This window comes from Streptomyces lycii (genome assembly GCF_009735685.1).
GTDB classification, from domain to species: Bacteria; Actinomycetota; Actinomycetes; order Streptomycetales; family Streptomycetaceae; genus Streptomyces; species Streptomyces lycii.
Map to the genome: position 1 here is coordinate 1 of NZ_WHPN01000004.1, position 26,347 is coordinate 26,347.

The following is a 26,347-nucleotide window of genomic DNA, read 5'->3' on the forward strand; positions in this document are numbered from 1 at the left end:
ACAGCAAGGGAAAGGGACAGCTCAGGGATGGCTTCCGCAGCACGGCCCGGCGGCAACGCCGTCTTCGAACCACCGCGGCGTCTCGTGCAGGCGCTCGACGAGCGCGGTGCCGGCGCGGCCGGGCGGGCCTGGCTGGAGTCGCTGCCCGCACTGGTCCGGGACGTCTCGGAGCGCTGGGACCTCACTCCGGACCGGGTGCACACGCCCGGTGGGCGCAGCAGCCTGCTGGTACTCGTACGGCGTGCCGACGGGACGCCCGCCGCCCTGAAGCTGGTGCCGCCCGGACACGGGGCGGAGGCGGAACGCCGGGCGCTGGAGCACTGGGACGGCTGGGGCGCGGCGCGTGTCCTCGAGGCCGCGCCGGAGGCGGGCGCGCTGCTCCTGGAACGGCTGCACGGCGAGGTGTCACTGAGTTCGCTGCCGGAGGCGAAGGCCCTGCTGGAGGCCGCCGGCACGGCTCGGCGGCTGTGGGTGGACCCCGGCGCCGACCACGCGTTCGAAACGGTGGCGGAGCGCACCGGGCGGACGGCGGACGCACTGCGCTCGGCCGCCGGCGAGCCCTGGGCGGCGGATCTGCTGCCGCTGCTGGAGACGGCGGCCGCGGTGCGCGAGGAGCTGACCGCCGAGAGCCCGGAGGCCGTGCTGCTGCACGGCCGCTTCCGGCAGGCGAAGGTGCTGTCCGGGGAACGGTCCCCGTGGCTGGCCGTCGGCCCGGAGCCGCTGGTGGGCGAGCGGGCGTACGACCTCGCGCGGCTGGTCCGCGACCGGCTGGAGGACCTCGTCGCGTCCCCCGCGGGTGCGGCGGCGGCACGGCGGCGGGTGACGAAGCTGGCGGACTCCCTGGAGGTCGACCCCGAGCGGCTGCGCGGCTGGACCGTGTTCCGCGCGGTGGAGTCCGGTGTGCGGTCGCTGCGGGCGGGCCGTCCGCGGGAGGGCGAGCTGCTGCTGGAGTTCGCGGGCTGGCTGTAGCCGGCCCCGGGCCACGGGGCGCCCGGGGTTCGTGCGGGTCGTCCCCTTCCCGCCGGGGGCGGCGTGCGTGTGCGGCCGTGCTCCGCCGTCCGTCTCCGGCGCTCCGCGCGGTGTCTCCCACTCACCCGCTCCCGTCCCCCGGAGCGAGCCGCTCGGGGACACGAGCCCGCCGGGTCCGCGCCCGAACCCGCACGCCCGCTGCACCTTCGACGCCCGAGCGCCCGGAGTCCGCACACCCCGGACAAACGCGCCGAGGCGCGCACGACGGCAGCCACGGCCCACCCGAACGCCCGTGGCGGACACCCGCCGGGCCCGGCCGAACCCGGCGCCGGACCACGACAGCCGACCGCCCGCCCGTGAACGGCGGCGGACCCCGCACTCCGGACAGCCGCGGCGAGCCCGCGCTCCGGGCGCCCGCAGGCGACCGCCGCCCGTGGCGGACACCCGCCCGCCGGACGCACCCGGACCACGACAGCCGCCCGCCCGTGAACGGCAGCGGCGGACCCCGCACTGCGGACAGCCGCGGCAAGCCCGGCGCGCTCCCGGGCACCCGCAGACGACAGGCCGCACGCCCGTGGCAGTCCGCTGCCGTCCGGGCGGGTCCGGACGGCAGTCACGTACCCGGACGGCAGCGGCGGCGGGAGATCGGGCGGGACCTGGTGCGGGTCCGCCGGGCGCCGCGGGTGAAGGTCTCGGCGGGCCCGGACGTCAGCCGCGTAGCCGGACAGCAGTCACGTACCCGGACGGCAGCCGCGGGCGGGCCCGCGTGGGCGTCAGCTCGTGAGGCGGGCCAGGGCCTCGTCGACCGGGAGTTCCTCGCGCTCGCCCGTCCGGCGGTCCTTCAGCTCGACGACGCCCTCACCGGCCCGTCGGCCCGCGACCAGGATCGTCGGCACGCCGAGCAGCTCGGCGTCGGTGAACTTCACGCCCGGCGAGACCCCGGCGCGGTCGTCGACCAGCACCCGCACCCCGGCCGCGTGCAGCTTGTCGGAGACCTCCAGGGCCAGCTCCGTCTGCTTGGCCTTGCCCGCGGCGACGACGTGCACGTCGGCCGGGGCGATCCCGGCGGGCCAGCACAGGCCCTTGTCGTCGGCCGTCTGCTCGGCGAGCGCGGCGACGGCGCGGGAGACCCCGATGCCGTACGAGCCCATGGTGACCCGGACGGGCTTGCCCTCGCGGCCGAGGACGTCGAGCTGGAAGGCGTCGGCGTACTTGCGGCCGAGCTGGAAGATGTGGCCGATCTCGATGGCGCGGCCGATCTCCAGGCCGGTGCCGCACTTCGGGCAGGGGTCGCCGGGCTCGACGACGACCACGTCGAGGTACTGGTCGACCTCGAAGTCGCGGCCGCAGACGACGTTCCTCGCGTGCTTGCCGTCCTGGTTGGCGCCGGTGATCCAGCTGGTGCCGGGGGCGACGCGCGGGTCGGCGAGGTAGCGGAACGACTTGCCGGCCAGGTCCTGCGGGCCGACGTAGCCGCGGACGAGGTCGGGCCGGCCGGCGAAGTCCTCCGCGGTGACCAGCTCGACCTCGGCCGGGGCCAGGTGCTCGCCGAGCTTGCCGAGGTCCACCTCGCGGTCGCCGGGCACACCGACGGCGGTGATCTCGCCGTCGACCTTGACGAGGAGGTTCTTCAGGGTCGCCGACGCGGGCACGTCCAGGAACTCGGCCAGCGTCTCGATGGTCGGGGTGTCCGGGGTGTCCAGCACCTCGACGGCCGGGTGCTCGGCGGGCGCCGGGGGCTCGACGACCGCGGTGACGGCCTCGGTATTGGCGGCGTAGTCGCAGGCCGGGCAGTCGACGAAGGTGTCCTCGCCCGCGCCGGCCGGGGCCAGGAACTCCTCGGAGGCGGAGCCGCCCATCGCGCCGGAGACGGCGGAGACGATGCGGTAGTCCAGGCCGAGCCGCTCGAAGATCCGGGTGTACGCCTCGCGGTGCAGCCGGTAGGACTCGGCCAGCCCCTCGTCGTCGGCGTCGAAGGAGTACGAGTCCTTCATCTGGAACTCGCGGCCGCGCAGCACACCGGAGCGCGGCCGGGCCTCGTCGCGGTACTTGGTCTGGATCTGGTAGAGGATCACCGGCAGGTCCTTGTAGGACGTGCACTGGTCCTTCACGGTGAGGGTGAAGATCTCCTCGTGGGTGGGGCCCAGGAGATAGTCGGCGCCCTTGCGGTCCTTGAGGCGGAACAGCAGGTCGCCGTACTCCTCCCAGCGGCCGGTGGCCTCATACGGCTCCTTCGGCAGCAGCGCGGGGAGCAGCACCTCCTGGCCGCCGATGGCGTCCATCTCCTCGCGGACGACCCGCGAGACGTTCTCCAGCACCTTCTTGCCCAGCGGCAGCCAGGTCCAGATTCCGGCGGACGTGCGGCGTACGTACCCGGCGCGGACCAGCAGCTTGTGGCTGGTGGTCTCGGCATCGGCCGGGTCGTCGCGCAGTGTCTTGAGCATCATCCGGGACATGCGCTGGACCATGGGGTTCTCTCCTGCGTGGAAAAGTGCGGTTGCGCAGAGGCTATCGCCCGTACGGGCCGGGCCGTTAACCGTTACCGGAGGAGCGGCAGCGGGGCGCCCATCACGGCGTACGGGCTGGGAGCGCTCGGGAAGTGCACGGGGCGCGCCAGGTCGCGGTAGCCCAGCGAGCGGTAGAGGGCGCGGGCCGGGCTCTCGGTGTCGATGGCGGAGAGGATGCTGCGCGGCTCGTCGGCGCCGTCCGTGAGCAGGGTGATCAGCCTGCGGCCGATGCCGCGGCCCTGGTCGGCGGGGAGGACGTGCAGCTCGGTCACGGCGAACGCGTCGTCGAGCCAGCCCTCCCGGCCCTCGCGGCGCAGATAGGGTTCGACGACCGACGACCACCACTGGGCCCGGTCGTTCGGCATGCCGTAGACGAAGCCGACGAGCCGGCCGGAGGGGGTGGTGGCGCCCAGCGCGCGGGCGCCGGGCTGGGTCAGGTGGCGCAGCACGATGTGCCGGCGGACGCCGACCTCCTCGTCGCTGAGCCCGAACGCGACGGCCTGCACGGCGAGCGCGTCGTCCACCCGCGCGGCCAGGTCGAGCGGGCCGACCACGACGTCATCCATGGCGGCACCGGTGGCGGCACCCATGGACGGGGATCCTACTCAAAACAGGACGCTCATGAAGGTGCCGGTCTCCCGGAAGCCGACCCTGCGGTACGCGGCGCGGGCGGCGGTGTTGAAGTCGTTGACGTACAGGCTGGCCACGGGCGCGACATCGGCGAGGGCGTAGCGCAGGACGGCCGCCATGCCGGTCTCGGACAGGCCGCGGCCCCGGTATTCGGGGTCGACCCAGACGCCCTGGATCTGGCACGCCAGAGCGGTGGCCGCGCCGATCTCCGCCTTGAACACCACCCGGCCGTTCTCGATCCGGGCGAAGGCACGGCCGGACCCGACCAGCTCGGCGACCCGGGCCTGGTAGAGCAGCCCGCCGTCGCCCGCGAGCGGTGAGACGCCGACCTCCTCGGTGAACATCGACACGCAGGCCGGCATGATCACGTCCATCTCGTCCTTGCGGACGCGCCGCACGAGCGGATCGGGACGCACGCCGGAGGGCAGCGCCGAGGTGACCATCAGCGGCTGCCGCCGGCGGACCTCCCGGGCCGGTCCCCAGCTCGGTTCGAGCAGGGACCACAGGAGCGCGGTGGAGTCGGCGGGGCCGACGATCGAGGAACAGCGGCGGCCGCTGCGCCGGGCGCGGTCGGCGAACGCGTGGACGGCCTCCGGGCCGGCCTCGACCGGCACCAGGTTGGCCCCGGCGTAGCAGAGGGACTCCAGCCGCCCGTCGGCGTACCAGCCCCACATCTCGCCGCCGAGCCGCCACGGGTCGAGCCCCGCGGCCCGGACGCGCGCGGCCACGAAGGCGTTGGTGACCGGGTCACGGTCCAGGACCGCGCGGGCCGCGTCGAGCTCGCGGGGCTCGAGGACCCTGGTGGTCGGCTGAGTCAACACGTGTCGGGGCCTCACCGTCTGCCGCTCGTTCGTTCCGGGGCCGGCCACGCGTGCGCCGACCGCGCCCCGGCCCCAGCCGCACTGTACCTCTCCTGTTCACAGCTCACCGAGCCCGCCCGGAACGGCACCGCGCCCCGGCCGCCGGAGGTCCGGACAGCCGGGGCGCGGTGCGGCGGGCACTGCTAGCCGGCGGCGGTGACGACGGGCTCGCCGGAGGCGACGCCGTCCTTCTCCATCTGCTCGGCGATCTTCATGGCCTCGTCGATGAGGGTCTCCACGATCTTGGACTCCGGGACCGTGCGGATGACCTCGCCCTTGACGAAGATCTGCCCCTTGCCGTTGCCCGAGGCCACGCCCAGGTCGGCCTCCCGGGCCTCGCCGGGACCGTTGACGACGCAGCCCATGACGGCCACCCGCAGCGGCACCTCCATGCCCTCCAGGCCGGCGGTGACCTCCTCCGCGAGCTTGTACACGTCCACCTGCGCCCGTCCGCAGGACGGGCAGGAGACGATCTCCAGGCCCCGCTCCCGCAGCCCCAGGGACTCCAGGATCTGGGCGCCGACCTTGATCTCCTCCACCGGCGGCGCGGACAGGGAGACCCGGATGGTGTCGCCGATGCCCTCGCTCAGCAGCGCGCCGAAGGCGACGGCGGACTTGATGGTGCCCTGGAACGCCGGACCGGCCTCCGTCACGCCGAGGTGCAGCGGGTAGTCGCACTGCTCGGCCAGCTGCCGGTAGGCGTTGACCATGACCACCGGGTCGTTGTGCTTCACCGAGATCTTGATGTCCCGGAAGCCGTGCTCCTCGAAGAGCGAGCACTCCCACAGCGCCGACTCCACGAGGGCCTCCGGCGTGGCCCTGCCGTACTTCGCCAGCAGCCGCTTGTCGAGCGAGCCGGCGTTCACGCCGATACGGATCGGGGTGCCCGCGTCGGAGGCCGCCTTCGCGATCTCCTTGACCTTGTCGTCGAACTGGCGGATGTTGCCCGGGTTCACCCGGACCGCCGCGCAGCCGGCGTCGATGGCCGCGAACACGTACTTCGGCTGGAAGTGGATGTCGGCGATCACCGGGATGCCGGACTTCCTCGCGATCACCGGCAGCGCGTCCGCGTCGTCCTGCGTCGGGCAGGCGACCCGGACGATCTGGCACCCGGACGCGGTCAGCTCCGCGATCTGCTGCAGCGTCGCACCGATGTCAGCGGTCTGCGTCGTCGTCATGGACTGCACCGAAACCGGCGCGTCACCGCCCACCGGAACCGACCCGACATGGATCTTCCGGCTCTTCCGCCGCTCCGCGAGCTTGATCGGAACGGACGGCATTCCCAGCGAAATCGCAGTCATCTGCGTGCTACCCCAACGTGTGGCTCCAGGCCCGGGACTCGGCGGGCTCCGGCTACCGAGATTACGGCACGCGGAGGGCCGCGCCCGCCAGGCCCCTCCGCCCGGGGCGCCTGCCGGGGCGCCTGCCGGGGCGCCTGCCGGGGCGCCTGCCGGGGCGCCTGCCCGGGCGCCCGCGGGGACGCCCGGGCAGGACACGGACGGACGACGGGGACGGCCGGGAGCGGTGTGCCCCCGGCCGTCACCGGCCGCCGGGTCCGTCCGGCCCCTCAGGTCCGTCCGGTCCGTCCGGTCCGTCCGGTCCGTCCGGTCCGTCCGGTCAGGAGATCCGTACCGGATTGACCAGGTCGGCCATCAGCACCAGCAGGGTGAAGCAGATGAAGATGCCGGCCACGACATAGGCGACGGGCATCAGCTTGGCGACGTCGAACGGGCCGGGGTCCGGCCGCCGGAACAGCCTGGCCGCGTGCCGCCGCAGGGATTCCCACAGCGCCCCCGCGATGTGCCCGCCGTCGAGCGGCAGCAGCGGCAGCATGTTGAAGAGGAACAGCGACAGATTGAAGCCCGCCACCAGGAAGAGCATGGTCGCGACCTGCTGCTGCGGCGGGATGTCGAGGTTGAAGACCTCTCCGCCGACCCGGGCGGCGCCGACCACGCCCATGGGCGAGTCCGGCTCCCGTTCGCCGTCCCCGAAGGTGGCGTCCCACAGGGCGGGGACCTTCGACGGCAGGTCTATCAGCGCCTGGACGCCGGAGGTGACCATGCCGCCCATGCGCTCCACGGACTGGCCGAAGGTCTGCGGTACGACGCCGGTGGCGGGGCTGAAGCCGAGGAAGCCCGCCGTGACGTACTCGCCGTCGACGACCCGGCCCTGGTCGTCGTACTTGACGAGCTTGTTCGCGACGAGGTCGGCCTCCAGGGTCTTCAGCTCGCCCTCGCGCTCGACGGTGATGGTGGCGCTGCCGGTGGTGTCGCGGATCTCCTTCTGGAGGACCGACCACTCCTCGATGGGCCTGCCGTCGAAGGCGACGATCTTGTCGGCGGGCTGGAGGCCGGCCGCCTTCGCCGGGGACGGGCGGTCGCCCTTCTCACAGGTGTCGCGGTTCTCGCTCTGCGAGATCACGCAGTCGGAGACGGTGCTGACGGTGGTGGTCTGGGTGTTGATGCCGAAGGACATCAGGACGCCCATGAAGATCACCACGGCGAGGACCAGGTTCATGAACGGCCCGGCGAACATCACGATCACGCGCTGCCACGGCTTGCGCGTGTAGAAGAGGCGCTTCTCGTCGCCCGGCCGGAGCTCCTCGAAGGCGGCCGCCCGGGCGTCCTCGATCATGCCGCGGAAGGGGGAGGTCGAGCGGGCCTGGAGCTTGCCGTCGTCGCCGGGCGGGAACATCCCGATCATGCGGATGTAGCCGCCGAACGGGATGGCCTTGATGCCGTACTCCGTCTCGCCCTTCCTGCGGGAGAAGATCGTCGGGCCGAAGCCGACCATGTACTGCGGTACGCGCACGCCGAAGAGCTTGGCCGTCGACAGGTGCCCGAGTTCGTGCCACGCGATCGAGAACAGCAGGCCGATCACGAAGACGGCTATGCCGAGGACCGTCATCAGTGTCGTCATGCGCGAGCCTCCGCCGTTGCCTTCGCCGCCGTCTGCCGGGCGCGGGTGCGCGCCCAGTTCTCCGCTTCCAGGACGTCCGCCGGGGTGAGGGAGGTTCCCGGGCCGGGGGCTCCGTGCTCCTCGACCACCGCGGCGACGGTGTCCACGATGCCATTGAACGGCAGCCGGCCCCGCAGGAAGGCGTCGACGCACTCCTCGTTGGCCGCGTTGAAGACGGCCGGTGCGGTGCCGCCGAGGTCCCCGACGTGCCGGGCCAGCTCGACGGACGGGAAGGCCTCGTTGTCGAGCGGGAAGAACTCCCAGGTGGCGGCGCGGCTCCAGTCGAAGGCGGGGGCCGCTTCGGGCACGCGTTCGGGCCAGCCGATGCCCAGGGCGATCGGCATGCGCATGTCGGGCGGGCTCGCCTGAAGGAGTGTCGAGCCGTCGATGAACTCCACCATCGAGTGGACATACGACTGCGGGTGGACGACCACCTCAATGCGGTCGAACGGAATGTCGTAGAGCAGATGCGCCTCGATCACCTCCAGGCCCTTGTTGACCAGGGTCGCGGAGTTGATGGTGATCACCGGGCCCATGTCCCAGGTGGGGTGGGCCATGGCCTGCTTGGGGGTGACGTCGGCCAGCTCCGGCTTCGTACGGCCGCGGAACGGGCCGCCGGAGGCGGTGACCACCAGCTTGCGCACCTCGGCCCGGCTGCCCCCGGCCAGCGCCTGGAACAGCGCGGAGTGCTCGGAGTCGACCGGGATGATCTGGCCCGGCTTGGCGACGGCCTTCACCAGCGGCCCGCCGACGATCAGCGACTCCTTGTTGGCGAGCGCCAGCATCCGGCCCGCCTCGAGCGCGGCGAGGGTGGGGGCGAGCCCGATCGAGCCGGTGATGCCGTTGAGCACGGTGTGGCATTCGCCCGCCGCCAGCTCGGTGGCCGCGTCCGGACCGGCCAGGATCGCGGGCAGCGGCTCCCGGCCGTACTCGGCGGACAGCGCCTCGCGCAGCGCGGGTACGGCGTCCTCGCGGGCGATCGCGACCGTACGGACCCGCAACTGCCGGGCCTGCTCGGCGAGCAGCGCCACCCGGCCGCCGGCGGCGGACAGACCGGTGACCCGGAAGCGGTCCGGGTTGCGCAGCACCACGTCGATGGCCTGGGTGCCGATCGAGCCGGTCGAGCCGAGAATCACGATGTCCCGCGGTCCTCCGGTCGCGGCGGTGGCCGCGGGGAACGACAGCTGCGGGTGGGCGAGAGAGTCCGTCATCCCCCCATTGTCGCCGTACGGCCCCCGGCCACCGGACCACCGGGGCCCCGCGGGGACGGATTTCCCGCGCCGGGCGGCGAAATCCGGCGCGCACGGACCAGATCCGGCCACCTGCCGCACGCTGCATTTTTCACCGGTCGGTGGCCGATGATTCGGGGAATTCGGCTACTCGGGCGTCCTCGCTGTGCAGGATTCCGTCATTGACGGTACGGGAGGTGCGGCATAGCGTCCGCCGCATGATTTCCCGTCCCGCCCCGGAGACGATCGACGACCTCGACCGTCGTGTCATCGCGGCACTGCAGCTCAACGGCCGCGCGCCGTGGAGCGCGGTCGCACGCTGGGCGGGCGCCGGGGAGACCACGGTGCAGCGCCGGTACACGGCCCTGCGCGAGCGCGGCCTGCTGAGCGTCGTGGGCGCGCTCGACCTGGACCGGTCCGACGCGGGCTCCTCCATGCTCGTGCGGATACAGGCCAAGCCGGGCAAGGGCCGTGAGCTGGCGGAGCTGCTGGCCGAGTGCCCGGAGGCCCGTTTCCTGGCCATCGTCACCGGGACCGCCGACCTGATCGTGGACTTCGTGACCCGGGACCGCGACCAGCTGCTGCGCCTGCTCTTCACGGACCTGCCGGGCGCCGACCTGATCACGAGCACCGAGAGCGTCGCGGTCATCCGGACCTTCACCACCGCCGCCGACTGGGACACCGGGCTGCTGCCGCCCGAGGCCGTGGCGGATCTCCGCCCGGCGCGCGCGGCCGGGCGCGGGGCGCGGGAGACCGAGCCGAGGGAGCTGTCGGAGCTGGAGAGCGCCGTCGTCCGGGAACTCTCCCGGGACGGCAGGCTGCCGGTCACGGCCATGGCGCGGACGCTGGGCCGCAGCGAGGCGGGGGTCGGCCGGGCCCTGGACCGGCTGGTCTCCAAGGGCCGGCTCGGGTTCCGGACCCTGATCGAGCCGGCGCTGCTGGGCTTCGACGCCGAGTTCATGGTGTGGCTCTCGATCGATCCCGCCCGGCTGTCCGAGGCGGGCCGCCGGCTCGCCGCGCACCCGGGGACGAAGTTCCTGGCCGCCGCGACCGGGCGGTTCAACCTGGTGGGCCACATGGTCCTGCCCCGCAAGTCCGATCTGTTCCGCTACACCGACGAGGTCATCGGCAGCCTCCCGGGGCTGGGCGCCTCGGACATCACGCTGCACCTGCTCACGCTCAAGGGGGCGTGGACCCGGCTGGACCGGTTCCGCTGAGCGAGGGGCGCGGACGCGCGCCCGCGCCCCCGGCACACGACCACCCGCCCTTGCCACATCCCGCCATACCGCCATACCGCCCCGCTCCGCATCCGCATGCCCTCCGGCATGCCCGTCCCCGGGAGATCCCATGACGCCTGACGACGCGACCACGGCCCGCGAGCCGTGGCAGTGGCCGGAACACGTCTGGCGCGGCCACGTCGACGCGGTCCGCGCCGGGCAGCGCCTGGTGCCCGACCGCTGGCCCGGCGGCGCCCGCGCGGCCGTGGCCCTGTCCTTCGATCCGGACCACGAGACGATCCCGCTGCGGGACGCGGAGACCAGCCCGGGCCGGCTGGCGCAGGGCGAGTACGGCGCCCGCACGGGCGCGCCGCGGATCCTGGAACTGCTGGAGCACCACGGGGTCCCCGCCACCTTCTTCATGCCGGCCGTCTCCGCGCTCCTGCATCCCGCCGAGGCCCGCGCCTACGCGAGCGACGGCCACGAGATCGGCGTGCACGGCTGGATCCACGAACGCAACACGCTGCTGGGCCGGGACGACGAGCGGGACCTGATCGCCCGCTCCCTGGACACCCTCGCCTCGCTCACCGGCACCCGGCCCACCGGAATCCGCACCCCCTCCTGGGACTTCTCCGACTCCACCCTGGAGACCGTCCTCGGCCTCGGCTTCTCCTACGACTCCTCGCTGATGGCCGACGACGAGCCGTACGAGGTGCTGGCCCGGGGGACGCGCACCGGGCTGGTGGAGATCCCGGTGGACTGGATCCGCGACGACGCCCCCTACTTCACGATGGACCGCTACGGCTCGGTCCGCCCCCACACCAGGCCGCGCGACGTCCTGGAGATCTGGACGGACGAGTTCGACGCGGCGTACCGCGACGGCGGCGTCTTCCAGCTGACGCTGCACCCGCACGTGATCGGCCACCGCTCGCGGCTGGTCGTGCTGCGGGAACTGCTCGATCACATCTCGGCCCATCCCGGCGTGTGGTTCACCACCCACTCCGGCCTGGCCGACGCCGCCCGCGCGCAGCTGCGCCCCCACTCCCCCGAGGAGCGCTCATGACCACGGAACCGGCAGCCGCCGCCCCCGCCGCCCCCTCGCACAAGCTGAACCGGCGCCAGCGCAAGGCCATCGTCGCGGGCACCATCGGCAACACCGTCGAGTGGGTGGACTGGGCGCTCTACGGCATCTTCGTGAAGATCATCGCTGATGAGTTCTTCCCGAGGAGCGAGGGCGCCGTGGCGCTCCTCTCCACCCTCGCCGTCTTCGCGGTGGGCTTCGTCATGCGGCCCATCGGCGCCGCCGTGCTCGGCGCGTACGCCGACCGGCACGGCCGGAAGAAGGGCCTCACCCTCACCGTGGGCCTGATGGCCGGCGCGGGCTTCGTCATCGCCCTGACCCCGGGGTACGAGGCGATCGGCATCGCGGCCCCGCTGGTCCTGCTGGTCGCCCGGCTGCTCCAGGGTTTCTCGGCGGGCGGCGAGTTCGGGTCGTCCTCCGCCTTCCTCGTGGAGTCCGCCGCCCGCGGGCGGCGCGCGTTCGCGGGCTCCTGGCAGCAGGTGTCGGTCGGCGGCGGTGTGCTCATCGCCTCGCTGCTGGGCACGGTCCTCACCTCCGCGCTGGACGACGACGCCCTGCACTCCTGGGGCTGGCGGCTGGCATTCCTGATCGGGGCGCTGCTCGGCCTGGTGGGGCTGTGGCTGCGGGTCTCCGTCGAGGACACCGAGGCGTTCACCGAGGCCAGCGCCGGCGGCCGGACGCGGAGCAATCCGCTGCGGGCCATGTTCGTCGAGCACCCGGGCGCGGCCCTGCGGGTCGCGGGCATCACGGTCGCGGGCACCCTGACGTACTACATCTGGGTCAACTACCTGCCCACGTACGCCAATCTGACGACCGGCATCCCGCTCAACCAGGCGCTGCTCTCGCAGACCATCTGCCTGGTCGTCTTCGTGGTGCTGCTGCCCTTCGCGGGACTGCTGTCGGACCGGATCGGCCGCAAGCCGACGCTGGGCGCGTTCGCCGGCGGGTTCGTGCTGCTGGCCTGGCCGCTGCTGCACCTGATGGGGTCCAGCTTCCTCAGCGTCTTCGCGGTGCAGCTGACCGGGATGCTGCTGATCCTGGGCTACTCGGCCAACTGCGCGGTGATCATGGCGGAGCAGTTCCCGCCGGAGGTCCGCGCGACCGGCATCGCACTGCCGTACGCGCTCGCGGTGGCCGTCTTCGGCGGCACCGCGCCATACATCACGACCTGGCTCAACGAGGCAGGCCACCGGGATCTGCTGTGGATGTACGTCTCCGGCGCGGCCCTCGTCTCCCTGCTCGTCTACCTGACGATGCCGGAGACCAAGGACAAGGAGATCGACTGATGGCGCACATCGTGGTCACCGGCGCGGCGAGCGGCATCGGGCGCGCGGTCGCCGAGGAGTTCGCCGCCCGCGGGGCCGCGGCGCTCACGCTGGTGGACGTCGACGGTCCGGGGCTGACGGCCGTCGCGGACCGGCTGGGCGCCCGCGCCCTGCGGGTGGACCTCGGTGCGCCGGACGGGCCGGAGAGCGCCGTGCGGCGGGCGTGGACCGCGCAGGGCCCGGTGGACGTGCTGGTCAACGCGGCGGGCATCTACCCCTCGCTGGACATGGCCGAGGTCACCGCCGAGGACTGGGACCGGGTCCTCGGGCTCAACGTACGGGCTCCGGTGCTGGCCACCGCCGCGCTCGCCCGGCGGGCCGCGGCGGACGACCGGGGCGGCTGCGTCGTCAACATCTCCTCCGGTGCCGCGCTGCGGGCCCGCCCCGGCGGCGGCCCGTACGCCGCGTCCAAGGCCGCCCTGGAGATGGCCACCCGCGCCGCGGCCCTCGAACTCGGGCCGTGCGGCTTCCGGGTCAACGCGGTCAGCCCGGGCTTCGTGGCCGTCGGCAGCAGCTGCAACCCGGTGTCCGGGGAGTACGCGGCCGCCGTGTCCGGCAACCCGCTGGGGCGGCCCGGCACCCCGGCCGACATCGCCCGCGCGGTGTGCTGGATCGCGGGCCCGGACGCCGGGTGGATCACGGGCGAGGTGCTGCGGGTGGACGGCGGTTCGAGCGCGGGCGCCGGCCAGCTGCCGCGGCTGTGGCCGCCGGGGGACGCGGATCCGCCGGGTGCCGGGGGCCCGGGCGGGACGGGCGGCTCGGACGGGACGGGCGGCTCGGACGGGACGGGCGGCTCGGGTGGCTCCGGGGCCGTCGGCGGTTCCTCCGCTGCGGGCGGGTCCGGCGGCACCGGCGGGCGCTGACGGCTCCGGGCCCGTACGCGGCCGGTGTCCTCCGCGAGGTCCGGTACTACTGCCTCCCGTACCGCTGACTCCCGTGCCGCCGGTTCCCGTGCCGCCGGTTCCCGTTCCCGTCTGGATTACGGGTGGCGCGGGCCGTACCCCGGCACCGGCCGGACCACCCGCGCCGCGGCACGGGACGGACGGGCGCCGTCGCGCCCCGGCCCGGCACGGCCCGCCCGCGGCACGGTCCCGATGCTCCTCCCGCGGCGTTTCCTCACTCCTCCCGGCTTCCGCCCCTCTCTCCCCTGCTTCCCACGATTCCCCGCGATTCCTCTCTCCGTGACTCCCTCTCCCCGCGATTCCCTCTCTCCGCGATCGCGGCGGCCCGTCCGCCGCCGGAAGGAACCCCCCATGAGCAGCGATCCGTACACCGTCGTCGGCGGCGGTGCCATCGGCGGCACCCTCGCCTTCGCCCTCGCCCGCGCGGGTCTCCCCGTACGGGTGATCGACGCCGACCCGGAGCATGTGGCGGCGATCCGCGCGCACGGGCTGGTCCGGGAAGGGGAGGGCGGGCGGACCGCCGTGGCCGTGGAGTCCGCGACTCCCGAGGAGTACGACGGTCCGCCGCCGCGCCGGGTGCTGCTCGCGGTGAAGGCCCAGGCGACCGGGGCCGCGATGCGCTGGCTCGCGCCACGGCTGGCCGCGGACGGCTGGGTCGTCTCGGTGCAGAACGGGTTCAACGAGCCGCTCATCGCCGAGCACATCGGGGCGGAGCGCACGGTCGCGGCGTTCGTCAACATCTTCGCCGACGTGACCGGGCCGGGCGTGATCCGGGACGGCGGGGAGGGCGCGCTGGTCATCGGTGAGCCCGGCGGCGCCCCGGTGTCCGGGCGGGTCCGCCAACTGGTGGCCGATCTGCGGTCCTGGGGACCGGCCGAGGCGAGCGACAACGTCGAGGGCCATCTGTGGGCCAAGGCGGGCTTCGGGGCCATGCTCGCCGCAACCGCCCTGGCCGACGCCCCGATGGCCGAACTGATAGACCGCCACCGGCCGGCCATGTACGCCCTGGCCGCCGAGGTGTTCGAGGTGGCGGCGGCGCTCGGCGTCGGCCTGGAGCCGTTCGACGCCTTCGACCCCGCCCCGTTCTGCCGTTCCGCGCCGGCCGCGGGGCGCGACGCGGCCGCGGACCGGCTCACCGCCTGGCTGCGCACCATGCCCAAGGACCGCAGCGGCATCTGGCGCGACCTCGCCGTCCGGCGCCGCCCGGTCGAGGTGACCACGCACTACGCGACCGTCTTCACCGAGGCGGAGCGGGCGGGCCTCGCGACCCCGGTGCTGCGCGCCGTGCTGAGCGGCCTGCGCGAACTGGAGCGGGACCCGTCGGGGATGTCCGAGTCCCGGCTGGACGCACTGGACCGGCTCGCGGAGACCTCGGCAGCCGGTGCCGCCCGTACGGCGGGCCCGCCCGCGGCCCCGGCGGTCGGCCCGGCCGGGGCTGAGCCCCGCACCGACGACCTTCCTGCCGCCCCCGCGCTCACCCCCGAGCAGGCCCGGTCGGTGCGGGCCTGGCTCGAGGCGCACCGGGCGGACATGGTGGCCGACCTGGCGGCGTACACCTCCGTCGAGAGCTCCAGCGACGACCCCGCGGCGCTCGGCCACTGCCTGCGGTGGCTGCGCGGTCTGCTGGACAGGTCACTGGGCCGCCCGGACAGCGAGGAACTGCTGCCCCGCGAGGACGCCGGGGACGTCCTCGTCCGCCGCTACGGGCCCGCCGGCGGGGCGGATCCGGCCGCCCGGCCCGTGCTGCTGCTGGCCCACTACGACACGGTCTGGCCGACCGGGACACTGGCCGAGTGGCCCTTCCGGCAGGACGGCGACCGGGTCACCGGGCCCGGTGTGTTCGACATGAAGGCCGGGCTCGTACAGGCGGTGTGGGCGCTGCGGGCGCTCGACGCGCTCGGGCTGCCCCGGCCCGCGTGCACCCTGCTGCTCAACGGCGACGAGGAGACGGGCAGCCTGGCGTCCAGCGCGGTCGTGCGGCGGGAGGCCGGGGCGTCCCGCGCCGCGCTGGTCTTCGAGGCGAGCGCCGACGGTGCGCTGAAGACGGCACGCAAGGGTGTCGGCCTGTTCACGCTGACCGTGACCGGTGAGGAGGCGCACGCGGGGCTCGACCCGGCCGCCGGGGCGAGCGCCGTCGAGGAGCTGGCGCGGCAGGTGCTGTTCCTGCACGGCCTCAGCGACCTGGACGCGGGGACCTCCGTCAACGTCGGTGTGGTGCGCGGCGGTACGCGCAGCAACGTGACCGCGGGCCGGGCGTCCGCCGAGTTCGACGTACGGGTGGCGAACTCCGCCGAGCGCGCCCGGATCGAGGCGGCCCTGGCCGCGTCGCGCCCGGTGACCCCGGGCACGTCGGTCGCGGTGGACGGCGGCTGGAACCGGCCCGTGTTCGAACGCACGCCCGCGGTGGGGCGGTTGTTCGAGCTGGCCCGGGACTGCGCCGCTCCGCTGGGCGTCGCCCTCCGGGAGACGTCGGTGGGCGGCGCGAGCGACGGGAACTTCGTCCTCGACGCGGGTGTCCCGGTCCTCGACGGGCTGGGCGCGGTGGGCGCCGGGGCCCATGCCCGTACGGAGTACGCCCTGGTCCCGGCGATGCCCGAACGGGCGGCACTGGCCGCGGGCGTGCTGGCGGCGTTCGCCGCGGCCTGACGGAGAGGGCCGCGGCGCCGTCGGCGGCGCCGCGGCCCGCGGGCAACCGGACAGTGCGCGGAAGGCGGTGCGGAACGGCCGGACACATCGCCCAGCAGGGAACGAACGGGGTGCGGCACGACAGCGGCCTGCATCACGATCGGATCACCGAAATTCCGGTACGTGCGTCCGTATTCCTATCGGTACATCACGCAACTAACATCACCTCATCCACGCGCCGCCCCCCACCTGCGGCGAAACACCACCGTTACATCAACTGGGGTGAAATGGCTCTGCGTATACGCGGGTTGAGCCGGAGGCGGACCGGGACGGACGTGCCGCGACTCGGCTCCCTGCGGATGATCCTGCTCGTGCTGGCGGTGATCCCCAGTCTGGCCCTCGCCGCGCTCTGGGGCGTCAGCACGGCCCAGCTCGCCGTCGACTGGCGCGAGCAGGACCAGCACGCCGATCTCGCCGCCCGGGGCATCCCGCTGGCGCGCGACGTCGCGCTCAATCTGCAGGAGGAACGGCGGCTGTCGGCCGAGGTGCTGGCCAACGCCAACACCTCGCCGGCCGCCCTGCACGCGCAGCGGGGACGGACGGACCGGGCCGTACGCGCCTTCCGGGCCGGGACCGGGGGCGGCGGCACGGAACTGCACACGGAGCTGCGCGAGGCGCTGGGCACGGCCCGCGAAAACCTCGGCCTGCTGCCGGGCATCCGCGCCAACACCGACGACGAGTCCACCACCCAGAACGTCGTGTTCGAGTCGTTCACCATGCTGATCGACAGCGATCTGCGTCTCGTCGAGGCGCTCGGCAATGTCGACGACGGCGAGGTGACCGTCAAGGCCCGGCCGCTGGCCGACCTGCTGTGGGCCGAGGAGATGCTCGCCCGGGAGGACGCCGTCCTGGCCCGCGGCTGGGCGGCGGACCGGATCAAGAAGCAGGAGCGCTCGAACCTCGGCGAGTGGATCGGCACCCAGGAGTTCCTGCTCACCAGCAGGGTGGAGCCGCAGCTCCCGGAGGACGACCGGGAGCTGTACCAGCAGCTGGTGACCAGCAGCCCCTGGCGGACCAAGACGGTGGTGGAGCAGACCCTGCTGCAGTCCCATCCGCACGACGCCGACGCCCTGCCGCGCGAGGCGAGCCAGTGGCGGCAGGCCGTGGAGGAGCTGCAGCCGCACATCGTCGAACTGGTCGACCACCGCGCGGCGGACTTCTCGACGGCGGCCGGGGACTCGGTGCGGGCGCTGCTCGTGCGCATGGTGGTCTCCAGCGCCGTCGGCCTCGGAGCCGTCGTGATCGTCATCATTCTCAGCGTGCGGCTCGCCACCAGCCTGCGGCGGCGGATCCTCGCGCTGCGCGACGAGGCGGAGCGGCTGGAGAAGGAACTCCCCGAGGTGGTGGAGCGGTTGCAGCGCGGCGAGGTCGTCGACATCGACGCCGAGGTGCGCGAGATCCGGCACGGCGACGACGAACTGGGCCGGCTCGGCCAGGCGCTGAACCTCGCCCGGCGCAGCGCCGTCGAGACGGCCGTGCGCGAGACCGAGCAGCACCGCGGTTTCCAGCGCCTGCTCCAGCGCATCGCCCGCCGCACCCAGCTGCTGATCGGCCTCCAGCTCAAGAAGCTGGACGAGATGGAGCGCCGCCACGAGAACCCCGAGGTGCTGAACGGGCTCTTCGACCTCGACCATCTGACCGCGCGGCTGCGCCGTTACGAGGAGAACCTGGTCATCCTCGGCGGCGGCCAGCCGCAGCGCCGCTGGCGCAAGCCGGTCCGGGTGGTCGACGTGCTGCGGGCCGCGCTCGGCGAGGTGCAGGACTACCGCCGCATCCAGATCGAGGTCCAGGGCCGCCCGTGGCTGGCGGAACGGGCCGTCGGTCCCGTGACGCACATCCTGGCCGAGCTGATGGAGAACGCCACCGCGTTCTCCAAGCCGCCGAACCCCGTGGAGGCCCGTGCCGGGCTGGTGGGGCGCGGTCTCGTCGTGGAGATCGAGGACCGGGGCCTCGGCATGGAGCAGGAGGAGTACGAGCGGATCAACCAGGTCATGACCGATCCGCCGAGGATCGACATGATCTCCCGGGCCGACGACGCCCGGCTGGGCCTGTACGTCGTCTCCCGGCTCGCCGACGGGCTGGGCCTGACGGTCGACTTCCGGCCCTCGGTGTTCGGCGGCACCCGCGTCATCGTGATGGTCCCGGCCGAACTGGTCGCCGGCCCGCCGGAGGACGCGGACGCCGGCACCGGGGAGAGCCCGCTGCCCGGCACCCGGCGCGGCGACGCGCACCTGGAGGCCCGTACCGCGGAGCAGTCCGGTACGGAGCAGTCCGGTACGGAGCACACCGGCGACGACGGGAACGGCATAAGGACGGACGGCATACGGACGGACGGGGGCGCCCCGGAGCGGGAACGGGAGGAGGCCGGGGGAGCGGGAGAGCCCGCGGGGCAGCCGGCCGGTGACCACGAGCACGGTGGCCGCCGGGCGCCGGCCTGGGCCGCAGGGTCCGGACCGGCCCGCGGCGGGGCCGGCGGCCCCGGTGCGGACGGTGCCCCGGCGGGGCTGCCGAGCCGCGCCCGCGGCAAGGCCCTGGAGGCCGTCACCGCCGGATTCGGCGGGCCCGGGGACGGCACTGCGGCACCGGAACAGACCCGGGCCACCTCTCCGCTGCCGAAACGGGTCCGGCAGGCGAGCCTGACGGCCGAGCTCCGCCGGCCGCCCGGACGGCCCGCGGAGGACGACGCGCCGCAGCCGCATCCCGCCCCGCGCCGGTCCGGCGCCGCGCTCGGCGCGTTCCAGCGGCAGTCCCGCAGGGTCCGGCAGCCCGACGCGCCGGAGAACCGAACCGCTTCCGGCGCCGTCACGCCGGAGCGCAGCAACACAACGAGGGAAGACGGGTCATGACACAGCGCACCACGGCAACCGATCAGGATCTGGACTGGCTGTTGGACGGCCTCGTCGAACAGGTGGCGGGCACCCGGCACGCGATCATCCTGTCCGACGACGGGATGGTCGTCAGCCAGTCGGGCACCATCGACCGCACCGACGCCGAGCGGCTCGCGGCCGTGGCCACCGGCCAGCAGAGCCTGGCCCGCGGGGTGGACGAGCTGTTCGACGGCGGCGCGGTGCGGCAGATCGTCGTGGAGCTGGCGGACCTCTGGCTGTTCATCATCTCGGCGGGCCGGGGGACCCATCTGGCGGTGATCGCCTCGCAGGAGGTCGACGCCGAGCTGATGTCGGTCGCGATGTACACCCTCGTCCAGCAGGTGGGGAAGAAGCTGGGCACCGAACCCCGGGCCGACGGCGGCACCGACGGGGGTAGTTCTGGGTGAGCCACTGGACCGACGGGATGGAGCCGGACGACGCGGAACAGACGCTCATCCGGCCGTACACGATCACCCGCGGCCGGACGGTGCCCGAACGTGACGACCTGACGCTCATCACCATGGTCGCCACGGTGGACGACGACGAGCTGCCCGCCGCGGGGCGGCTGGAGCCGGAGCACCGGGCGATCCTCGACCGGTGCCGGACTCCGGCCGCCCTCGCGGAGATCGCCGCGACGCTGGACCTGCCCGTCTCGGTGACGAAAATCCTGATCGACGACCTGATCTCACTGGGCAGGGTGAAGGTCCGGGCCCCGCGGCCGGCCGACCAGGGCGGACTGAACACGACTCTTCTGCAGGCGGTGAGGGATGGGCTCCAGAGACTCTGAGCACGCAAAGAGACCGGACCGGCCCGGGCCGGCGCCCGAGGCCGTCAAGTTCCTCGTCGCGGGGGGCTTCGGCGTCGGCAAGACGACCCTGGTCGGCGCTGTCAGCGAGGTCGCGCCGGTACGGACGGAGGAGTATCTGACCCGGGCCAGCGCGGGCGTCGACGACATCGAGGGGCTGGCGGGCAAGGAAACCACCACGGTGGCGCTGGACTTCGGGCGGATCACGATCAGCCCGGAGCTGGTGGTGTACCTGTTCGGCACGCCCGGCCAGGAGCGCTTCTGGTTCATGTGGAACGACCTGGTGCAGGGCGCGCTCGGGGCGGTCGTCCTGGTCGACACCCGGCGGCTGGAGGTCAGCTTCGCGTCGATCGACTTCTTCGAGAACCGCGGCGTGCCGTTCGTGGTGGGCGTCAACTGCTTCCACGGGCACCGCGACCGCACGGAGGCCGAGGTCCGGGAGGCTCTCGACCTGGACCCGGCCGTGCCGCTGGTCATGGGCGATGTACGGCGCCAGGACGCCGCCCGGGACCTGCTGCTCGCCCTGGTCGACCATCTGATGGAGCGGGCCGCGGCCGGCGAGGACGAGGCGGTCCGCGACTCGGCCTGACCGGCGCCCGGGCACGCGCCCGGTCACTTCCGCGGGACCCCGGCCGCCCCGGCCGGGGTCCCGCCGCTCTCGCGGGTCCCGCGTCAGTCCTCCGGGCCGCCCCCGGGCACGGTGCGGTGGACGTCGGGCCGGGTCGCGGGGCCCGGGGCCGCGTCGGCGATCCAGGGGCCCTCGCCACTCGGGTCGAGGACGCCGTCCTCCAGCCAGGTGTACGTCCCGGCGAGGACGCCCCGGACCACCTTGTGGTCGAGGCTGTCGGTGTTGCTCCACAGCCTGCCGTACAGCTCCTCGACCCGGAGCCGGGCCTGCCGGCAGAAGGCGTCGGCCAGTTGGTACGCCTCCCGGCCGTGGCCGCCCTCGTCGCGCAGCATCTCGGCGCGCACACAGGCGGCGCTCATCGCGAACAGCTCCGCTCCGATGTCGACGATCCGGCCGAGGAAGTTCTGCTTGGTCTCCATCCGGCCCTGCCAGCGCGACATGGCGTAGAAGGTGGACCGGGCCAGCTTGCGGGCGGAGCGCTCGACGTAGCGCAGGTGTACGGAGAGATCGGGGTGGCCGGCGGGCCGGAACTCGCCGTACGCGCCCGGTACCCGCCCGGGCCCCGTGACGAGCTTCGGCAGCCAGCGGGCGTAGAAGCCGCCGGCCCTGGCACCCGCGCGCGCCTTGTCCGGCAGCGACTTCTCCGGGTCGATCAGGTCACCGGCGACGGACAGGTGGGCGTCGACCGCCTCCCGGGCGATCAGCAGGTGCATGATCTCCGTGGAGCCCTCGAAGATCCGGTTGATGCGCAGGTCGCGCAGCATCTGCTCGGCCGGTACGGCGCGTTCGCCGCGGGCGGCGAGGGAGTCGGCCGTCTCGAATCCCCGGCCGCCGCGGATCTGCACCAGCTCGTCCGCGATCAGCCAGGCCATCTCGCTGCCGTAGAGCTTGGCCAGCGCCGCCTCGATACGGATGTCGTTGCGGTCCTCGTCGGCCATCCTCCCGGCCAGGTCCAGCACCGCCTCCAGGGCGAAGGTGGTGGCGGCCATGAACGAGATCTTGGAGCCGACCGCCTCGTGCTTCCCGACCGGCCTGCCCCACTGTTCGCGGGCCCCGGACCATTCCCGGGCGATCTTCAGACACCATTTGCCCGCGCCGACGCACATCGCGGGCAGCGAGAGCCGGCCCGTGTTCAGCGTGGACAGCGCGATCTTGAGCCCGGCGCCCTCGGGGCCGATGCGGTGGGCGGCGGGGACCCGGACCCGGTGGAAGCGGGTGACGCCGTTCTCCAGGCCGCGCAGGCCCATGAAGGCGTTGCGGTTCTCCACCGTGATGCCCTCCGAGTCCGCCTCGACCACGAAGGCCGTGATGCCGCCCTTGTGGCCCTCGGAGGCGGGCACCCGGGCCATGACGACGAGCAGGTCCGCGACAACGCCGTTGGTCGTCCACAGCTTGACCCCGTCGAGGACGTAGTGGTCGCCGTCGGGCACCGCGGTGGTCGCGAGCCGCGCCGGGTCCGAGCCGACGTCCGGCTCGGTGAGCAGGAAGGCGCTGATGTCGGTGCGCGCGCAGCGCGGCAGGAAGGCCTCCTTCTGCTCCGGGGTGCCGAACATCTTCAGCGGCTGGGGTACGCCGATGGACTGGTGCGCGGAGAGCAGCGCGCCGATGGCCGGGCTGGCCGAACCGACGAGCGCCAGGGCCTTGTTGTAGTAGACCTGGGACAGTCCGAGACCGCCGTACTCGGGGTCGATCTTCATGCCGAGCGCGCCGAGTTCCTTCAGTCCCGCGATCGTCTCGTCGGGGATGCGGGCCTCGCGCTCGATCCTCGCTCCGTCGACCTTCGTCGCGCAGAAGGCGCGGAGCCGGGCGAGGAACTCCTCGCCGCGCCGGGACTCTTCGCCGGAGGGCCGGGGGTGCGGGTGGATCAGGTCCAGCCGGAACCGGCCGAGGAACAGCTCCTTGGCGAAGCTCGGCTTGCGCCAGTCCTGTTCCCGTGCCGCCTCGGCGACCTCGCGCGCTTCACGCTCGGAGACGGTGGGACGGGCCGATGGGGCGGTCATGAGCGCTCACCTCGCCGCGAGTGGGGACAGCCTGCCGGTCCCGGTCCGCCGGCCGGCCCGGGGAGCAGCGGGGCCGATCGGGTTACCCGGGAGTGCTACTTGTGCGTATGTACCCGATCCGCTCGGCTCGTACCAGACTGCCCGCACACGCCGCCGCGGACACCCCCGGGACGCGCTCCCGCACGGCGCGGCCCGTCGCTGCACGGCCGGGCTCGCGCGAAGCGGTATGTTGAAGCGCTTCGACAACGCCTCTGGACAGCTATCCTCCGCCGGTCTACTGTCGATACCGGCCAGGATCGCGCCTCGTAACCGAAAGGCGTCGAAGCGCTTCACCGCCCAGCCGGGCCGCCGTTTCAGCCGTCCGTTCCGCGCTTTGGAGCCTGCATGGTCACACTCGCCGAGGTCGCCCGGCACGCCGGGGTCTCCGCCAGCACGGTGAGTTATGTCCTCAGCGGCAAGCGTTCGATCTCCAGCGGCACCCGGGACCGGGTCGAGCGCAGCATCAAGGAGCTCGGCTACCACCCCAACGCGGGCGCCCGCGCGCTGGCCAGCAGCCGGTCGAACATCATCGCGCTGATGATGCCGCTGCGGACCGACATGTACGTACCGGTGATGATGGAGATCGCCATCGCCGTGGCCACCACCGCCCGCGCGCACGGCCACGACGTCCTCCTGCTCACCGGCGAGGAGGGGCCCGCCGCGGTCCGCCGGGTGGTGGGCAGCGGACTCGCCGACGCCATGATCCTGATGGACGTGGAACTGCTGGACGCCCGGCTGCCGCTGATCCGCGAGACCGGACGCCCCGCGGTGCTGATCGGGCTGCCCGCCGACACCACCGGACTCACCTGCGTGGACCTGGACTTCGCCGCCACCGGGGCGCTCTGCGCCGAGCATCTGGCCGGGCACGGACACCGGGAGATCGCCGTGGTCGGCGAGGCCGCGGCCGTCTACGAGCGGCACACCGGCTTCGCCGAACGCACCCGCGACGGCCTGCACCGGCGCGCCCGCGAACTGGGCCTGCGCACCCTGCACCGGCCCTGCGAGGGCAGTTACGAGTCGATGGCCGGCACGCTCGCCCGGATCTTCGACGAACGCCCCGGCACCACCGGTTTCGTCGTGCAGAACGAGGCGGCGATCGATCCGCTGCTGTCCCTGCTGCGGCAGCAGGGACGGGCCGTGCCCGAGGACGTCTCGGTGGTCGCGATCTGCCCCGACCAGGTCGCCGCGCAGGCCGCGGTGCGGCTCACCTCGGTCGCGATTCCCGCGCAGGAGATGGGGCGCCGTGCGGTCGAGCTCGTCATGGCCAAGCTCGACGGCCGGGACGACGACGGCACGCGGCAGGTGACGCTGCTGCCGCCGGAGCTGACCGTCCGCGCCAGCTCGGGTCCCGCCCCCGTCACCGGCTGACCCCGGCCGCAGCCCGCTCTCCCGTCCCCGCCCGCCCGCTCTCCCCCGGCAGCTCCCTCTTCGGCACCGGACCGCGCCGCGGCCCGGCCCGGTGCGCCCGCGCGTGACGGCCGCCGGCGCCCCCGCGTCCGCCGTCACGCACCGCCGTCAAGCACCGTGTCCGCCGTCAAGCACCGTGTCCGCCGCCGAGCACCGCGTCCCCCGTCACGCACCGCGTCCGCCGTTCACGCCCCGCCGTCCCGAGGAGCCCCCCGTGAAGCAGTCGCCGCAGTCCGTCTCGCTCGCCCAGTCCTCCCCCACCACCGGCACGTTCCGCGAGGACGGCGGCGCGCTGGAGTGGTCGGGGCGGCAGGAGACCGTACGGCTGGAGCCGTGGGGGCCGGACGGGATCCGGGTCCGGGCACGGCTCGGCGGGCCGGTCCTGCCGGACCTCCCCGGGGCCCTGCTCGACGCCCCGCCGCCGTCGGCTTCGGCGGTCAAGACCGAGGAGGGCCGCGGCCTGCTGGTGAACGGTGCCGTCACCGCCGAGGTGTCCGCCGACGGCCTGATCCGCTTTCTGCGCACCGACTCCGGTACGGAGCTGCTGGCCGAGGAGCGGGCGCACTTCTGGTGGCCCGGCGCCCGGCTGCACACCGCGACCGGCAACGGCTACCACCGGCTGGAGCAGCGCTTCCGCGCCTACGACGACGAGCGGCTGTACGGCCTGGGCCAGCACCAGCACGGCCTGCTGGACCAGAAGGGCGCCGTCGTCGACCTGGTGCAGCGCAACGCCGAGGTCGGCATTCCGGTGCTGACCTCCAGCCGCGGCTACACCCTGCTGTGGAACAGCCCGGCGATCGGCCGCGTGGAGCTGGCCGCCAACGGTACCCGCTGGGTCGCCGACAGCGCCCGGCAGATCGACTACTGGATCACCGCGGGGAGCCCGGCCGACGCGCAGCGCCGGTACACCGCGGTGACCGGCCGCACCCCGATGCTGCCGGAGTGGGCCGCCGGATTCTGGCAGTGCAAGCTGCGCTACCGCACCCAGGAGGAGCTGCTGGAGGTCGCCCGCGCGTACAAGCGGCGCGGGCTGCCGATCGACGCGATCGTCTGCGACTTCTTCCACTGGACCCAGCTGGGCGACTGGAAGTTCGACCCCGCCGAGTGGCCCGATCCCGCCGCGATGGTGCGGGAGCTGCGGGAACTCGGCATCGAACTGGTGGTGTCCGTCTGGCCGTCGGTCTCACCGCTCAGCGAGAACCACGGGCCCCTGGAGCAGCGCGGCTTCCTCATCGGCACCGAGTACGGGCCGCTCGCCCACGCGGACTGGCCGGACAAGGGCGTCGCCGAGGTGGTCCACGTGGCCTTCTACGACGCGACGCACCCCGGGGCCCGCGCCTACCTGTTCGAGCGGATCCGGGAGAACTACCTGGAGCCGTACGGCATCCGGGCCTTCTGGCTGGACGCCTGCGAGCCCGAGCTGAAGCCGGGCTTCCCGGCGAACCTCCGCTATCACGCGGGCCCCGGCCTGGAGGTCGGAAATCTCTATCCGCGGGAGAACGCCCGGGCGTTCCACGAGGGGCTGACGGCCGCCGGCGAGCCGGACGTGGTCACGCTCAACCGCTCGGCCTGGGCGGGCAGCCAGCGGTACGGCGCCGCCCTGTGGTCCGGCGACATCGGCACCGACTTCGCGACCCTGCGCCGGCAGATCGCGGCGGGGCTCAACGTCGCGCTCTCCGGCATCCCCTGGTGGAACACCGACATCGGCGGTTTCCACGGCGGCGACCCGGACGACCCGGCGTACCGGGAGGTGCTGATCCGCTGGTTCCAGTTCGGCGCGCTGTCACCGCTGATGCGGCTGCACGGCTTCCGCGACCCGGGCATGCCGCTGGGCCCGGACATGACGGGCGGCCCGAACGAGGTCTGGTCCTACGGCGCGGAGGCCGAGCCCGTGCTCGCCTCGTACCTGCGGCTGCGGGAGCGCCTCAAGCCGTATGTGCTGGCGCAGATGCGCGCCGCCCACGAGGAGGGGCTGCCGCCCATGCGGCCGCTGTTCCTGGAGTTCCCCGCCGACCCGGCCGCCTGGACCGTGGCGGACGCCTATCTGTTCGGCCCGGAGCTGCTGGTGGCGCCGGTCCTGGAGGCGGGCGCGAGGGAACGGGCGGTGTACCTGCCGGCCGGGGCCCGCTGGACGGACGCCTGGACGGGCGAGGAGTACGCCGGGGGCGCGGAGGTGACGGTGAGCGCCCCGCTGGAGCGCATTCCGCTGTTCCTGCGCGAGGGCGCGGCGCTGACCCG

At 73.7% G+C, this 26,347-nt stretch carries 19 protein-coding genes; 12 read left to right on the forward strand and 7 right to left on the reverse strand.

All coding sequences use genetic code 11. The features are described from left to right. The first annotated feature begins 27 nt into the window (after window positions 1-27). A complete protein-coding gene (locus GCU69_RS00110) occupies window positions 28-969 on the forward strand; it encodes an aminoglycoside phosphotransferase family protein (RefSeq protein WP_098749838.1) in 942 nt (313 codons plus the stop codon). Window positions 970-1,742: 773 nt separating this feature from the next. On the opposite strand, the gene GCU69_RS00115 is transcribed toward GCU69_RS00110, so the two are convergent. The 6 genes from GCU69_RS00115 to dxr all read right to left on the reverse strand — a co-directional run bounded on the left by GCU69_RS00115 (window position 1,743) and on the right by dxr (window position 9,135). Then, window positions 1,743-3,437, reverse strand: coding sequence for a proline--tRNA ligase (locus GCU69_RS00115; protein ID WP_098749837.1), 1,695 nt, complete (start codon window positions 3,435-3,437; stop codon window positions 1,743-1,745). 71 nt (window positions 3,438-3,508) lie between these two features. Continuing rightward, window positions 3,509-4,042, reverse strand: coding sequence for a GNAT family N-acetyltransferase (locus GCU69_RS00120; protein WP_098749847.1), 534 nt, complete (start codon window positions 4,040-4,042; stop codon window positions 3,509-3,511). A gap of 39 nt (window positions 4,043-4,081) precedes the next feature. After that, window positions 4,082-4,927 (reverse strand): GNAT family N-acetyltransferase, encoded by an 846-nt coding sequence (locus GCU69_RS00125; protein ID WP_098749836.1) that lies wholly within the window; start codon window positions 4,925-4,927, stop codon window positions 4,082-4,084. A gap of 182 nt (window positions 4,928-5,109) precedes the next feature. Further along, window positions 5,110-6,267, reverse strand: a complete 1,158-nt coding sequence (ispG, locus tag GCU69_RS00130) for a flavodoxin-dependent (E)-4-hydroxy-3-methylbut-2-enyl-diphosphate synthase (protein WP_098749835.1) — start codon at window positions 6,265-6,267, stop codon at window positions 5,110-5,112. 316 nt (window positions 6,268-6,583) lie between these two features. Continuing rightward, the gene (locus GCU69_RS00135; RefSeq protein ID WP_098749834.1) at window positions 6,584-7,885 is read right to left on the reverse strand and encodes a M50 family metallopeptidase; all 1,302 of its coding nucleotides are present in this window, start codon (window positions 7,883-7,885) and stop codon (window positions 6,584-6,586) included. Beyond that, on the reverse strand, window positions 7,882-9,135 hold the full coding sequence (gene dxr / locus GCU69_RS00140) for a 1-deoxy-D-xylulose-5-phosphate reductoisomerase (RefSeq protein WP_098749833.1): 1,254 nt from the start codon (window positions 9,133-9,135) through the stop codon (window positions 7,882-7,884). Before dxr ends, GCU69_RS00135 begins: the two co-directional genes overlap by 4 nt. 236 nt (window positions 9,136-9,371) lie before the next feature. On the opposite strand from dxr, the gene GCU69_RS00145 reads away from it, so the two are divergent. The 9 genes from GCU69_RS00145 to GCU69_RS00185 all read left to right on the forward strand — a co-directional run bounded on the left by GCU69_RS00145 (window position 9,372) and on the right by GCU69_RS00185 (window position 20,624). Then, window positions 9,372-10,370 (forward strand): Lrp/AsnC family transcriptional regulator, encoded by a 999-nt coding sequence (locus GCU69_RS00145; RefSeq protein ID WP_156204788.1) that lies wholly within the window; start codon window positions 9,372-9,374, stop codon window positions 10,368-10,370. A gap of 130 nt (window positions 10,371-10,500) precedes the next feature. Next, window positions 10,501-11,433 (forward strand): polysaccharide deacetylase family protein, encoded by a 933-nt coding sequence (locus GCU69_RS00150; protein ID WP_098749831.1) that lies wholly within the window; start codon window positions 10,501-10,503, stop codon window positions 11,431-11,433. Continuing rightward, window positions 11,430-12,737, forward strand: a complete 1,308-nt coding sequence (locus GCU69_RS00155; RefSeq protein WP_098749830.1) for an MFS transporter — start codon at window positions 11,430-11,432, stop codon at window positions 12,735-12,737. Before GCU69_RS00150 ends, GCU69_RS00155 begins: the two co-directional genes overlap by 4 nt. Beyond that, window positions 12,737-13,639 carry an SDR family NAD(P)-dependent oxidoreductase gene (locus GCU69_RS00160; RefSeq protein WP_176604491.1) on the forward strand — a complete coding sequence of 301 codons (903 nt, stop codon included), beginning with the start codon at window positions 12,737-12,739 and terminating at the stop codon, window positions 13,637-13,639. Before GCU69_RS00155 ends, GCU69_RS00160 begins: the two co-directional genes overlap by 1 nt. 390 nt (window positions 13,640-14,029) lie before the next feature. Then, window positions 14,030-16,324 carry a 2-dehydropantoate 2-reductase gene (locus GCU69_RS00165; RefSeq protein ID WP_156204789.1) on the forward strand — a complete coding sequence of 765 codons (2,295 nt, stop codon included), beginning with the start codon at window positions 14,030-14,032 and terminating at the stop codon, window positions 16,322-16,324. Between the two features lie 314 nt (window positions 16,325-16,638). Then, window positions 16,639-19,209, forward strand: coding sequence for a sensor histidine kinase (locus tag GCU69_RS00170; protein WP_170315741.1), 2,571 nt, complete (start codon window positions 16,639-16,641; stop codon window positions 19,207-19,209). Further along, window positions 19,206-19,637: a roadblock/LC7 domain-containing protein gene (locus GCU69_RS00175; RefSeq protein ID WP_098749826.1), complete on the forward strand. Its 432-nt coding sequence runs from the start codon at window positions 19,206-19,208 to the stop codon at window positions 19,635-19,637. Before GCU69_RS00170 ends, GCU69_RS00175 begins: the two co-directional genes overlap by 4 nt. Further along, the gene (locus GCU69_RS00180; RefSeq protein WP_408055737.1) at window positions 19,634-20,017 is read left to right on the forward strand and encodes a DUF742 domain-containing protein; all 384 of its coding nucleotides are present in this window, start codon (window positions 19,634-19,636) and stop codon (window positions 20,015-20,017) included. The genes GCU69_RS00175 and GCU69_RS00180 overlap by 4 nt, the downstream gene beginning before the upstream one ends. Beyond that, window positions 19,998-20,624, forward strand: a complete 627-nt coding sequence (locus GCU69_RS00185) for a GTP-binding protein (protein WP_098749824.1) — start codon at window positions 19,998-20,000, stop codon at window positions 20,622-20,624. Before GCU69_RS00180 ends, GCU69_RS00185 begins: the two co-directional genes overlap by 20 nt. Window positions 20,625-20,707: 83 nt before the next feature. Here the strand turns inward: GCU69_RS00185 and GCU69_RS00190 are convergent, their stop codons facing one another. Next, window positions 20,708-22,663 (reverse strand): acyl-CoA dehydrogenase family protein, encoded by a 1,956-nt coding sequence (locus GCU69_RS00190; RefSeq protein ID WP_156204791.1) that lies wholly within the window; start codon window positions 22,661-22,663, stop codon window positions 20,708-20,710. Between the two features lie 384 nt (window positions 22,664-23,047). On the opposite strand from GCU69_RS00190, the gene GCU69_RS00195 reads away from it, so the two are divergent. Both GCU69_RS00195 and GCU69_RS00200 read left to right on the forward strand, forming a co-directional pair. After that, window positions 23,048-24,070, forward strand: a complete 1,023-nt coding sequence (locus tag GCU69_RS00195) for a LacI family DNA-binding transcriptional regulator (protein WP_156204792.1) — start codon at window positions 23,048-23,050, stop codon at window positions 24,068-24,070. A 253-nt stretch (window positions 24,071-24,323) separates the two neighbouring features. Next, window positions 24,324-26,347, forward strand: a 2,024-nt coding sequence (locus tag GCU69_RS00200) for a glycoside hydrolase family 31 protein (RefSeq protein ID WP_156204793.1), incomplete at its 3' end; no start/stop codon positions are given.